At 62.4% G+C, this 12,369-nt stretch carries 13 protein-coding genes; 1 reads left to right on the top strand and 12 read right to left on the bottom strand.

Translation table 11 applies throughout. The features are described from left to right. Positions 1-2 precede the first annotated feature (2 nt). The 9 genes from rplP to rpsJ are packed head-to-tail and all read right to left on the bottom strand — an operon-like array spanning position 3 to position 4,725. Positions 3-419 carry a 50S ribosomal protein L16 gene (gene rplP / locus OOZ51_RS10075; protein WP_234749058.1) on the bottom strand — a complete coding sequence of 139 codons (417 nt, stop codon included), beginning with the start codon at positions 417-419 and terminating at the stop codon, positions 3-5. Further along, positions 420-1,256 carry a 30S ribosomal protein S3 gene (gene rpsC / locus OOZ51_RS10070; protein WP_028265102.1) on the bottom strand — a complete coding sequence of 279 codons (837 nt, stop codon included), beginning with the start codon at positions 1,254-1,256 and terminating at the stop codon, positions 420-422. Continuing rightward, positions 1,257-1,622: a 50S ribosomal protein L22 gene (gene rplV, locus OOZ51_RS10065; protein ID WP_028265103.1), complete on the bottom strand. Its 366-nt coding sequence runs from the start codon at positions 1,620-1,622 to the stop codon at positions 1,257-1,259. Between the two features lie 38 nt (positions 1,623-1,660). Then, positions 1,661-1,942 (bottom strand): 30S ribosomal protein S19, encoded by a 282-nt coding sequence (rpsS, locus tag OOZ51_RS10060; protein WP_018773666.1) that lies wholly within the window; start codon positions 1,940-1,942, stop codon positions 1,661-1,663. 12 nt (positions 1,943-1,954) lie between these two features. After that, the gene (rplB, locus tag OOZ51_RS10055) at positions 1,955-2,794 is read right to left on the bottom strand and encodes a 50S ribosomal protein L2 (protein ID WP_028265104.1); all 840 of its coding nucleotides are present in this window, start codon (positions 2,792-2,794) and stop codon (positions 1,955-1,957) included. A 29-nt stretch (positions 2,795-2,823) separates the two neighbouring features. Then, on the bottom strand, positions 2,824-3,129 hold the full coding sequence (rplW, locus tag OOZ51_RS10050) for a 50S ribosomal protein L23 (protein ID WP_059387362.1): 306 nt from the start codon (positions 3,127-3,129) through the stop codon (positions 2,824-2,826). Then, positions 3,126-3,743, bottom strand: a complete 618-nt coding sequence (gene rplD / locus OOZ51_RS10045) for a 50S ribosomal protein L4 (protein WP_265979315.1) — start codon at positions 3,741-3,743, stop codon at positions 3,126-3,128. The genes rplW and rplD overlap by 4 nt, the downstream gene beginning before the upstream one ends. A 4-nt stretch (positions 3,744-3,747) precedes the next feature. After that, the gene (gene rplC / locus OOZ51_RS10040; protein ID WP_028265107.1) at positions 3,748-4,398 is read right to left on the bottom strand and encodes a 50S ribosomal protein L3; all 651 of its coding nucleotides are present in this window, start codon (positions 4,396-4,398) and stop codon (positions 3,748-3,750) included. Between the two features lie 18 nt (positions 4,399-4,416). Continuing rightward, on the bottom strand, positions 4,417-4,725 hold the full coding sequence (rpsJ, locus tag OOZ51_RS10035; RefSeq protein ID WP_038464699.1) for a 30S ribosomal protein S10: 309 nt from the start codon (positions 4,723-4,725) through the stop codon (positions 4,417-4,419). Between the two features lie 389 nt (positions 4,726-5,114). Here rpsJ and OOZ51_RS10030 point away from each other — a divergent pair, with 389 nt between their 5' ends. Then, the gene (locus OOZ51_RS10030) at positions 5,115-6,542 is read left to right on the top strand and encodes a GH1 family beta-glucosidase (protein ID WP_265979312.1); all 1,428 of its coding nucleotides are present in this window, start codon (positions 5,115-5,117) and stop codon (positions 6,540-6,542) included. 32 nt (positions 6,543-6,574) lie between these two features. On the opposite strand, the gene OOZ51_RS10025 is transcribed toward OOZ51_RS10030, so the two are convergent. The 3 genes from OOZ51_RS10025 to tuf form a co-directional block, all read right to left on the bottom strand. After that, positions 6,575-6,700, bottom strand: a complete 126-nt coding sequence (locus tag OOZ51_RS10025) for a hypothetical protein (RefSeq protein WP_265979311.1) — start codon at positions 6,698-6,700, stop codon at positions 6,575-6,577. A gap of 28 nt (positions 6,701-6,728) precedes the next feature. Further along, positions 6,729-10,832: a hypothetical protein gene (locus OOZ51_RS10020; RefSeq protein ID WP_265979310.1), complete on the bottom strand. Its 4,104-nt coding sequence runs from the start codon at positions 10,830-10,832 to the stop codon at positions 6,729-6,731. 141 nt (positions 10,833-10,973) lie between these two features. Then, positions 10,974-12,164: an elongation factor Tu gene (gene tuf / locus OOZ51_RS10015; protein WP_265979308.1), complete on the bottom strand. Its 1,191-nt coding sequence runs from the start codon at positions 12,162-12,164 to the stop codon at positions 10,974-10,976. Positions 12,165-12,369: the final 205 nt, after the last annotated feature.

Raw genomic sequence — 12,369 nt, 5'->3', positions numbered from 1 at the left:
TTCTATTCACCACCTTCGCGACGCAGAATGCGTGCCTTCAACGGGAGCTTGTGGATTGCCAGGCGCAGTGCCTCGCGAGCAACCGATTCTTCGACACCGGCGATCTCAAAGAGAACCCGGCCCGGCTTGACGTTTGCGACCCACCATTCCGGAGAACCCTTACCGGAACCCATGCGGGTTTCGGCCGGCTTCTTCGTCAGCGGACGGTCCGGATAGATGTTGATCCAGACCTTGCCGCCACGCTTGATGTGGCGGGTCATCGCGATACGGGCAGACTCGATCTGACGGTTCGTGACGTAGGCCGGGCTCAGGGCCTGGATGCCGTACTCACCGAAAGTGACCTTGGTGCCGCCCGTTGCAGCGCCGGAACGACCCGGGTGGTGCTGCTTACGGTGCTTGACTCGACGTGGGATAAGCATTTAAGCCTGTCCTCCTTCTGCCGCGGGAGCAGCAGCTTCAGCTGCCGGAGCCTCCGCAGCAACAGGTGCTGCGTCCGCTGCCGGACGGTCGGTACGACGACGGCGGTCACCACGGTCTGCGCCACCCGGGCGGCCCGGGCGGTCGCTGGGACCGCGGCCGCGGGACGGAGCAGCAGCTGCCTGCTGAGCCAGTTCCTTGGCGGTGACGTCGCCCTTGTAGATCCAGACCTTCACGCCGATGCGGCCGAAGGTGGTCTTGGCCTCGTAGAAGCCGTAGTCGATGTTCGCACGCAGGGTGTGCAGGGGCACACGGCCTTCGCGGTAGAACTCCGAGCGGGACATTTCTGCACCACCCAGTCGACCGGAGCAAGCGATACGGATACCCTTGGCACCCGCGCGCTGTGCGGACTGCATGGCCTTCTTCATCGCACGGCGGAAAGCCACGCGGGAAGTCAGCTGCTCGGCAACGCCCTGGGCAACAAGCTGGGCTTCCATCTCGGGGTTCTTGACCTCGAGGATGTTCAGCTGGACCTGCTTGCCGGTGAGCTTTTCGAGCTCGCCGCGAATGCGGTCCGCTTCTGCACCGCGGCGGCCGATGACGATGCCCGGGCGAGCCGTGTGGATGTCCACGCGGACACGGTCACGGGTGCGCTCGATTTCGACCTTGGCGATACCAGCGCGCTCCATGCCCGTGGACATGAGCTGGCGGATGCGGATGTCTTCGCGGACGAAGTCCTTGTACCGCTGGCCAGCCTTGGTGCTGTCAGCAAACCAGTGCGATACGTGATCGGTGGTGATGCCGAGTCGGAACCCGTGCGGGTTTACTTTCTGTCCCACTTAGCGAGCCTCCTCTTTCTCCGGGGTAGCGACTACCACGGTGATGTGGCTCGTGCGCTTCTTGATCTGAAATGCGCGACCCTGAGCACGCGGCTGGAACCGCTTCATGGTCGGGCCTTCATCAACAAACGCTTCGCTGATGTAGAGGTCTCCTTCGTCAAAGGCAACGCCGTCGCGGTCCGCGAGGACCCGTGCGTTTGCCATTGCCGACTGAACTACCTTGAATACCGGCTCCGAAGCTGCCTGTTCGGCGAACTTCAGAATTGCCAGAGCCTCATTCGCTTGCTTACCACGAACAAGGTTGACGACGCGCCGGGCCTTCATAGGCGTTACGCGGATGTGACGCGCAATAGCCTTGGCTTCCATTGCTTTCCTTCTCTCGTCTAAGCCGTAGAGCCAGCGCCTTAGCGGCGCTTGCCCTTACGGTCGTCCTTGACATGGCCGCGGAATGTCCGCGTGGGAGCGAATTCGCCGAGCTTGTGCCCGACCATCGACTCAGTGACAAACACCGGAATGTGCTTGCGTCCATCGTGAACGGCAATCGTGTGACCCAGCATGTCCGGGACGATCATCGAACGGCGGGACCAGGTCTTGATGACGTTCTTGGTGCCCTTTTCGTTTTCCCTGGCGACCTTTACAAAGAGGTGCTGGTCTACGAAAGGACCTTTTTTCAGGCTGCGTGGCATGTGTCCAGGCTCCTATCGCTTGTTCTTGCCAGTACGGCGGCGACGAACAATAAGCTTGTCGCTCTCTTTGTTGGGGCGGCGGGTGCGGCCTTCACGCTTACCGTTCGGGTTGACCGGGTGACGTCCACCGGAAGTCTTGCCTTCACCACCACCGTGCGGGTGATCGACCGGGTTCATGGCGACACCACGGACGGTCGGGCGAACGCCCTTCCAGCGCATACGGCCGGCCTTACCCCAGTTGATGTTCGACTGCTCGGCGTTGCCGACCTCGCCGACGGTTGCGCGGCAGCGCACGTCAACGTTGCGGATTTCACCGGAGGGCAGACGCAGCTGGGCGAAACGGCCTTCCTTGGCGACGAGCTGAACCGAAGCACCTGCGGAACGGGCCATCTTGGCGCCGCCACCCGGACGCAGTTCAACTGCGTGGATGGTGGTACCAACCGGGATGTTGCGCAGCGGCAGGTTGTTGCCCGGCTTGATGTCAGCGTCAGGGCCTGCCTCGACGAAGTCACCCTGGGACAGCTTGTTCGGGGCGATGATGTAACGCTTGGTGCCATCAACGTAGTGCAGGAGGGCGATGCGAGCCGTGCGGTTCGGATCGTACTCGATTTCGGCAACGCGGGCGTTGACGCCGTCCTTGTCGTGGCGACGGAAGTCGATCAGACGGTACTGGCGCTTGTGTCCACCACCCTTGTGACGGGTAGTGATCTTACCGGTGTTGTTGCGGCCGCCAGTCTTGTGCAGCGGACGCAGCAACGACTTTTCCGGAGTCGATCGCGTGATTTCGGAGAAGTCGGCTACGCTCGAGCCGCGACGGCCCGGGGTAGTCGGCTTGTATTTACGGATTCCCATAATTCATTTCCTCGTTAAAGTGGTCTCCGCTACGCGAGCGGACCGCCGAAGATGTCGATAGTGCCTTCTTTGAGGGTGACAATTGCACGCTTGGTGCTCTTGCGCTGACCCCATCCGAATTTGGTGCGCTTGCGCTTACCGGCACGGTTGATGGTGTTGATCGATTCGACCTTGACGGAGAAAATCTTCTCCACGGCCAGCTTGATCTCGGTCTTGTTCGAGCGGGGGTCCACCAGGAAGGTGTACTTGCCCTCGTCGATCAGGCCGTAGCTCTTTTCCGAAACGACGGGTGCAATGACGACGTCGCGCGGGTCTTTGATGGTGGCTGCACTCACTTGGCATCCTCCTCGTTCTTTGCCTTGTCAGCGATGAAAGCCTCGAAAGCAGCCTTGGTGAAGACCACGTCGTCGGCAACCAGCACGTCGTAGGTGTTCAGCTGGTCTGCGTACAGAACGTGAACATCTGTGAGGTTGCGCACCGACAGTGCCGCAACATCGTTGGCGCGCTCGATAACAACGAGCAGGTTCTTGCGCTCGGAGACTGACTTCAGCGCGGCCAGTGCTTCCTTGGAGGAGGGCTTGGTGCCCGCGACCAGATCGGCAATGACGTGGATGCGACCGTTACGGGCGCGGTCAGACAGGGCGCCACGCAGTGCGGCAGCCTTCATCTTCTTGGGGGTGCGCTGGCTGTAGTCACGCGGCGTCGGGCCGTGGACAATGCCACCACCGGTCATGTGAGGAGCACGGATGGAACCCTGACGGGCGCGGCCGGTGCCCTTCTGCTTGAACGGCTTGCGGCCAGCACCGGAAACTTCGGCGCGGGTCTTGGTCTTGTGGGTACCCTGGCGAGCAGCAGCGAGCTGTGCGACGACGACCTGGTGCAGCAGCGGCACGTTGGTCTGGACGTCGAAGATCTCTGCAGGCAGGTCTACCTTGACAGTGCTAGTCATTGAACTAGGCTCCCTTCACGGCGGTGCGTACGAGGACGACCTGGCCGCGGGCACCGGGGACGGCACCCTTGATAAGGAGCAGCGACTTCTCAACGTCAACAGCGTGAACCGTGAGGTTCAGCGTAGTGTGACGTTCTGCGCCCATGCGGCCGGCCATTTTCAGACCCTTGAAGACGCGGCTCGGGGTGGATGCGCCACCGATGGAACCGGGCTTGCGGTGGTTCTTGTGCGCACCGTGGGAGGCTCCAACACCGTGGAAGCCGTGACGCTTCATAACACCGGCGAAGCCTTTACCCTTGCTGGTGCCGACGACGTCGATCTTCTGACCGGCTTCGAAGAGCTCAACAGAAAGCTCCTGGCCCAGTTCGTAAGACGCGGCGTCTGCAGTGCGCAGTTCGACGACGTGGCGGCGAGGAGTTACGCCAGCCTTTTCAAAGTGACCAGCCAGCGGCTTGGTGACCTTGCGGGGATCGATCTGGCCGTAGCCGATCTGAACGGCGACATAGCCATCGGTCTCTGCGTTGCGCAGCTGGGTGATGACGTTGGAGTCTGCCTGGACGACAGTTACCGGGATGAGCTTGTTGTTCTCGTCCCAGACCTGGGTCATGCCGAGCTTCGTGCCCAGCAGGCCCTTTACGTTACGGGTTGCGGTCATAGTTTTCTCAGCACCTCCCTACAGCTTGATTTCGATGTTCACGTCGGCCGGCAGGTCGAGACGCATAAGCGAGTCGACAGCCTTGGGCGTGGGGTCGATGATGTCGATCAGACGCTTGTGAGTACGCATTTCAAAGTGCTCACGGCTGTCCTTGTACTTGTGCGGAGAGCGGATCACGCAGTAGATGTTCTTCTCCGTGGGCAGCGGCACGGGGCCCACTACCGTTGCGCCTGCGCGCGTGACCGTCTCAACGATCTTCCGCGCTGAAACATCAATGACCTCGTGGTCATATGACTTCAGCCGGATGCGGATTTTTTGTCCCGCCATGTCGCCTGACTCTCTTTCAGTCTGTGCTTCCCTCGAATAAGGGCTGCCCTGTTCACTTAAGTGTTGTATGTGGCTGCCGAAGCATTTGAAGTAGTACTACCACCCGCCGCACAAGCTGAATCCGGAGGGATCCGGGTTCCTCAACTTGCCGGTGTAACCGACCCCCGCGGTCGGGCGTGTCGCGATTTTCCACGCACACTCGTCCGCATTCCTTTGGAGATCTGGGTTATGTTTGGGCTTCAGCTTGGACCCTGACACCCGGCATTATCCGGATCGGGACACGAAGAAGCGCTTGAACAACTCACCTAGTATGCCGGAATTCCCCGGCATAAGCCAATCGAACCTCCCTGACCATTGCCATCGGCTTCTGCGCTCGGGATGATGGGGTCATGACTGTCCAAGATGCTGCCACGGTGGGGGATCTTGCAGGCCGCATCCGGCCGGACTTCACCTTGGGCGTCGCTGCGGCGGCCTTCCAGATCGAGGGCTCGCTCACGGCCGATGGACGCGGACCGTCAAGCTGGGACGCTTTTGCCGAGAAACCAGGCGCGATCGTCGACGGCCACTCCCCCGCAGTCGCCTGCGACCACTACAACCGGACGGACGAGGACATTGCCCTCATGCAGGACCTGGGCGTGGATTCCTACCGGTTCTCCCTCTCCTGGCCGCGGATCCAACCCGGCGGCAAGGGACCCATCAACCAACAGGGCCTGGACTTCTACGACCGCCTGATCGACAAACTCCTGAAGGCCGGGGTCTCGCCCATGGTGACCCTGTTCCATTGGGATACTCCCCTGCCGTTGGAGCACGACGGCGGCTGGCTGAACCGGGCGACGGCGGAACGGTTCGCCGAATACTCCGCCGCGGCCGCACACCGCTTCGGTGACCGCGTGGCGCAATGGGTCACCCTGAACGAACCCGTTTCGGTCGCGTTGCAAGGTTATGCGCTGGGTGTCCACGCTCCCGGCAGGCGGCTGCTTTTCGATGCGTTGCCGGCTGCCCACCACCAGTTGTTGGGGCACGGCCTGGCCGTCCAGGCGCTGCGCGCTGCAGGCGTGGCGGGAACTGTTGGCGTAGCCAATGTCCACTCTCCGGTCCGGCCGGCAAGCAAGCGGCTTGCAGACGGTCTCATGGCCAAGGCCTTCGACCTCATCTTCAACCGGGTGTACGCCGATCCCATCCTCCTGGGGCGGTACCCGAAGCCGCCGCTACAGGTGAGGCCCTGGTTCCGGGCCTTGGGCAAGGTCCGGGACGAGGATCTCAAGACCATCCACCAGCCTTTGGATTTCTACGGCCTGAACTACTACTACCCCGTCAAGGTGGCTTCGGGCCGCGGCAACGGAAGCGGACACTGGAACACCCCGGAGATGATGGCCAAGCTGCCGTTCCATCTGGCGGCCTTCCCCGAATACGAAACCACGGGATTTGGCTGGCCTGTGGCTCCCGAACACCTCGGAATCCTACTGCGGGAACTGAAAGACCGCTACGGAGCAGCGCTGCCTCCCCTGTTCATCACGGAGAGCGGCGCGAGCTTCCCGGAACCGGACCACACCCGGGGTCCAGTGCACGACGCCGACCGCATCAGCTACCTTGCTTCGCACCTTGGCCAGGCCCTGAGGGCCACGGCCCCCGGCGGGATCGCCCACGACGTCGAACTTCTTGGCTACTACGTGTGGACGTTGCTGGACAACTTCGAATGGGCCGCCGGATACTCACAGCGCTTCGGACTGGTGCATGTGGACTTCGACACCCTCGAAAGAACCCCCAAGGACTCGTTCTATTGGTACCAGTCTTTGAGCAGGGCGCGCAGGGGCTGATTCGAGCCCCTTTGTGGACTGACCGTGCTAAATCAATCTTTCCTGTTCGCCCGATTGATGCGCTTGGCGCGCTCGATCTCGCGGCGGAAGTATTTCCTTCCCCACATCACGCCAGCTACCACCACAACCACCACAACCAGAAAAATGATCCATTCCATTCTGCATTCCTCCTTTGAGGCAACGCTATCAGGGCGCGGTCCTGTTGAGGCGCCAGACGGCAAGGACGATCAATGCCAGGGCGATCACGGCGAGCATCGCGAAGGCATAGGAACGAAGGGCCCACATAACACTGAGGGCAACGCCCGCGGCACCCCACCACACAAACATGCGCTCGACGAGGACCAGTGCGGCAAGCAGTAGCACCGCATATCCGACGAGGACCCATAGTTGCTGTGGCACAGTGCCCGGAAAGGCGCTGCCTGGCACTATCGAGAGGAGGCCCCCGAGAGACAACAAGCCTGAGGCTAGGCCCAACCTGATACGCCCCTCCAGCTTGTTCCCCGCGTAATAGCGCAGCCCTGCCAAAACGGCACCGAGGACCGCGAACCACTGCACCACCCAAAAAAGCTCGGGCCTGGCTCCGTGGACGAAAAGGACCGCCCGCTGTGCGGCGGCAAGTACCAGCACCGCACCCAGCTCGGCGACACCGAATCTGATTGCCCGAGGTACCTCGAGGAAGGCCACGGCCAGGGCAGCCCCGAGCAGGCAAGTTCCTGCCAGTGCGGTGTCATCGTGCAATAGGCCTGCAGCTGCGGCGAGGGCAAATCCCCCTCCTGCCGCTACCGCGAGCGACAACTTGCGCACGGGCTGCGACCCCACGCCCGGGATCCGGGACCAACGGGCGGAGTAGAGCACAGCGGCCGATCCTGCGCAGCCCAGGAGCCACGGCAGGAAATCCTCCCATTGAGCCCCGGTCTGGCCAAGGATCGGAGCCTTATCCAAGACCGAAGCGGCGAAGACAGTAGCACCGACGAGGCTCGCGGCGGAGGCAAGCGGATAGAAGCCCGGCATTCGCTCGACGTGTGAGGCCACGAAGCACACTACGGCCAATACCAGTCCCGCCATGCCCGTGGCGGTGTCCGACACGTCGGCTGACAGCGCCCCTCCGGCAGCGGCGAAAGCCAGCGCCGCCGCCAGCCAGAACCAACGTTCAGGGACGCCGCTTCCTGGTTGGACGAGTAGCCTCACGGCAGTCACCACGAGTGACATTGTGAGCAGCACCAGGGGCACCGCCGCCTCGACGAGCAAGGGTTCAGAGAGCCATGTCCCGGAAGGGAAGGACACCTCGGGTCCGGCTGCCACCAGCGCCGCAATCGACGCCGGAATGGTGAAATACACGGCGCCCAGGGCGGTGAAGATCCGATTCGCGACGACGGCGGAAACCAACAACACTGCCAGCTCAAGCAGCAGGACCCAGCGGCCGCCGTCGTGCGCTTCCGGCTGAACCACAGAGGAAAGGTACGTCGCCGGCAGCACGGCCTGCGCGCTCAACGTCACCCACACTGCTGCCTGTTGGAAGGGAATCTGCTGCAATCGGTTCCGCATGAGCCAACGGATGATGTGCTGCAGCACCAGGACGCCCGCGAAAGTCAGCGACACCACCGTGGCTGAGGTTGATACGTCATGGGCAAAAACCGCAGCAACGGCGGCCGTGAGAATCCTGGCGGCGATGAAGTAGGTGCCCTTCGCCGTGCGCCCGGGAGCCGTGGCCACCATGACGGCGCTGAATACGGCGAAGATGGCAAGCAACGCCTCGACCTCGTGAACGTGCGCACCGCGAAGCAACAGCAAGAGCGCCAACGTCGCCGGCGCCAAGACCGCGGACGCGCCCTCCGCACGAAGCACGAACCCGGCTGCCACAGCCGACGCCGCCATGACGATTGAGATCGCCACCGCCTGCCAACTTCCAGCCAAGGCGCTGTCGAAGTAGGTGCCCGAGAGGCTCACGACGGCGACGGCGCCGGCCATGAAGGGCAGCACCACGGCGGCGTCAAGTATCGCGAGACCCCGATCAGGGCCGCGCAACGCCTCCGCAAGCGGCGGAATCAGTTGGAGGGCCAAGGCCAGGAAGACCACGGTGGCAAGCTGAAGCCTCTCCCCCGCCACTACCAGGCTGCCTCCGTCCAGGAGTAACTGTAGATAACCTGTGCCGGCGAGCAGGGTGACGAGCGCACGGGCGGCCCACCAATAGCCGCGGCGGTGCAGGGTGCGCGGAAGGCGGAGCGCCTGAACGGTGAAGTACAGCACGCCAACGAGCAACACCGTGTTTCCCAACGTCAGGGAGACTGCCCCGAAGGACAACGCCCCCGCCCATGCAAGAGCTGCCGGGGCAAGCAACTCAGCCACCCTTCCGGGCCGCAGGCCGACGCCTGCAGCGTCCGGGAACAGCGCCCAGCCGAGCAGCGCCACAGCAAGGACATGAATTGCGACGGCCGATACTGTCAGGGGTTGGCCGGGAGCTTGCTCGAGCAAAAGAAGCAATGGGATCGCTGCCATGCCGGAACCAGCGAAGGCGGCGAGGCAGATGGTCGGCGCGAACGTCCTGACTCCCGAGCGGATCAGTGCGGCTTCCAACATCAACTGGAACGACGCTGCGGCAAGGAACGCCAGAACGACGGCGGCAGGGCGGTCAGGATTCTCCGGCACTACCCCCGCTGTTACTGCCGGGACGCTGAGAGTGAGCGCAATGCGTCCCGCCAAGATAAACACCCTACGCCTGGGCTCCATTGGCCTCCCTGCCCGCAGTAACCAGAACGCGCCGGCGATAGCCAACAACGCCGCCGTCGGCCAACCGCCCAGCTCATCGGCAAACGGTGCGGCAACCACAAGAGCGGCAACAGGGAGCCACTCGGCCTGGCCTCCCAGCTTCCACGCCAGAACCACACCGGAAAGGAGGGTCGCGAACAACGGGATCCCCACGGGCGTCTCGGAATGCCGGACCAGGATGGCGAAGGCCGCCATGAAGGCAGCCGCCAATTGAAGGCCAAAGCACACCACGGCATCAATCCAGCAGCGCCGGATCGCCTGGGATGTGCCCGGCCCCGGGAACCAACGAACGAGCCTGCCGCTGTCGAATGCCGACCACAGCGACTGCAGCGCAAGAAGAACGACGGCGGCCAGCAGTACTTCCGGGAGCCCAAGCCCGGCGTCGGACAGGAGCACGAGGAATGCCACTGAAAAGGAGAGCCTCGCCGCATAGAACTGTGGGAGCCGGAACACGCCCTGCGGAAGGGACGCCATCACGGCGAAATACAGTCCACACACCGTCATGATGATGGCGTATTCACCCTTCCCCAAATGCTGGGGAACGAAGCTGGCCGCAAGTGCAACGAACGGCACGACATAAGGGTGGAGGGACATCAAAGGCCGGACATAGACCGGCGGAAGCCAATGCGGTTGGCGCATGGCCGTCTGGGCCAGGAACACGGCGAGCCCGATCAGGCAAGCGAAATACCAGACAAGGGCGCCGCCCAGCATAGACACGCCGGACCACGCCGCGGAGACCACAAAGCTCAAGGACAGGAAGGCGAGAACCCGATTGTCTAGTCGCACCGCTGCGACAACATAGGCCACGGTCCCAACGATGGACGTAACCAGCCAGGCCGCCGGGCCGTTGTGCAACGCAAAGTTGTACATCGCCAGACCCGTCACAGGGATCAACGCAAGGCCCGTTCCCGCGAAGGCGATCGCGGCGGGCCGCAGCCTGGGTGCCCTCGCGTGGAGGATGAAACCCGCCGCATAGAAGGTAACCGTGATGGTCCAGACACCGGCAAAACGGAGGACTGACGGGAGGCTCGTGCCAATGAACAGTGCCGAAGCGGCGACCAGCAGGAGGCTCGCCACGTACAGCGTGATGTTGATGTTCTGCCGATCCCGCTTCTGTTTCCGGGCCGTTTGCTCCTCTCGCAGCGCCTCTGGCGAGATCCCGGCCTCTGCCAGGATCCGGGCTGGTTGCGACTGGATGGGCAATGGCCAGGGCTTAACTGGAACGGTTCGGACCGGAGCCGTCTGGACGGGAGCAGGCGCGAACGTTTGACTGCGCTCCGGGCCAGGCGGGCGGGAATCCCGTTCCCTCGCGGGAGCGCCTGCGCGGTGAGCCTCGGCGTCGCGCCATCCTGCCAGGTGGCCGGCCAGATAGCCTGAGCGATACTGCAGGACGGAATCGTCAGCAACCCGCTGGGCAGCCCTTTCGGCAAGTGATCGCCCTTTCGATTTCCCTGAGGAGTGGGCCACCAACGCGGTGACGAAGACCACAAGCAGTACGAGGATGGTGCCAAAGAAGCCAGACATTCCTGCTCTCCTGTCCGCTATTTATCCATTCGATAGATAAAAGATAGCAAAGAAGAACCCCGCCACGATAGTGACGGGGTTTTTCTTTGCTTTGCTACCGGTCGCCAGGCGTCCGGTCCTCCACTGATCTACAAGTAGAAACTACTTGATGATCTTGGTGACACGTCCCGAACCAACGGTGCGGCCACCTTCACGGATTGCGAAGCCGAGGCCCTCTTCCATAGCGATCGGCTGGATGAGCGCAACGGTCATCTCAGTGTTGTCGCCAGGCATAACCATTTCCGTGCCTTCCGGCAGGGTGATAACGCCGGTTACGTCCGTGGTACGGAAGTAGAACTGCGGGCGGTAGTTCGAGTAGAACGGGTTGTGACGTCCGCCTTCGTCCTTGGACAGGATGTAGACGTTGGCCTCGAAGTCGGTGTGCGGGGTGATGGAACCCGGCTTGACGACAACCTGGCCGCGCTCGACGTCGTCGCGCTTCAGACCGCGGAGCAGGAGGCCACAGTTCTCGCCGGCCCATGCCTCGTCGAGCTGCTTGTGGAACATCTCGATACCGGTAACGGTGGTCTTCTGGACCGGACGGATACCAACGATTTCAACTTCAGAGTTGATCGCGAGGGTACCTCGCTCGGCGCGACCCGTAACAACGGTGCCACGGCCGGTGATCGTGAAGACGTCTTCGATCGGCATCAGGAACGGCTTGTCGCGGTCACGGACGGGGTCCGGAACCGAGTTGTCGACAGCTTCCATGAGGTCCTCGACGGACTTGACCCAAATCGGGTCGCCTTCGAGTGCCTTGAGACCGGAAACACGCACAACCGGAGCCTCGTCGCCATCGAAGCCCTGAGCGCTGAGCAGCTCGCGAACTTCCATTTCAACGAGGTCGAGAAGCTCTTCGTCGTCGACCATGTCCGACTTGTTCAGCGCGACCAGCAGGTAGGGAACACCAACCTGGCGGGCGAGCAGAACGTGCTCGCGGGTCTGAGCCATCGGGCCGTCAGTGGCGGCAACCACGAGGATCGCACCGTCCATCTGGGCAGCACCGGTGATCATGTTCTTGATGTAGTCAGCGTGACCCGGAGCGTCTACGTGTGCGTAGTGGCGCTTCTCGGTCTGGTACTCAACGTGGGAGATGTTGATGGTAATACCACGCTGGCGCTCTTCCGGAGCAGAGTCAATCGACGCGAAGTCGCGCTGCTCGTTGAGAGTGGGGTACTTGTCGTACAGCACCTTGGAAATGGCGGCAGTCAGCGTCGTCTTACCGTGGTCAACGTGACCAATGGTGCCGATGTTGACGTGCGGCTTAGTCCGCTCGAACTTTGCCTTTGCCACAGGTTCCTCCTAGAACGATTTCAAGTGAGTTGCTTCTCGGCCGCGCTTTTCGCGGCAGAAACTCCAGCAAGTCTACTTGGGGGCTTTGGTTTGGTGAAATTGCAGATTCAGGAACCAATGCTGGTGCCTGGAGTCTGATCGTGCAGGGGCCGGATCTGAGCCTGGGCCACGGCCCGGCCACCTGCACTGAATGCTTTCCCGGAAC

It is taken from the genome of Arthrobacter rhizophilus (assembly GCF_026241105.1).
Taxonomy (GTDB): Bacteria; Actinomycetota; Actinomycetes; order Actinomycetales; family Micrococcaceae; genus Arthrobacter.
The sequence above is the reverse complement of the archived record's forward strand: the minus strand, read 5'-3'. Positions and strand labels throughout refer to the sequence as shown.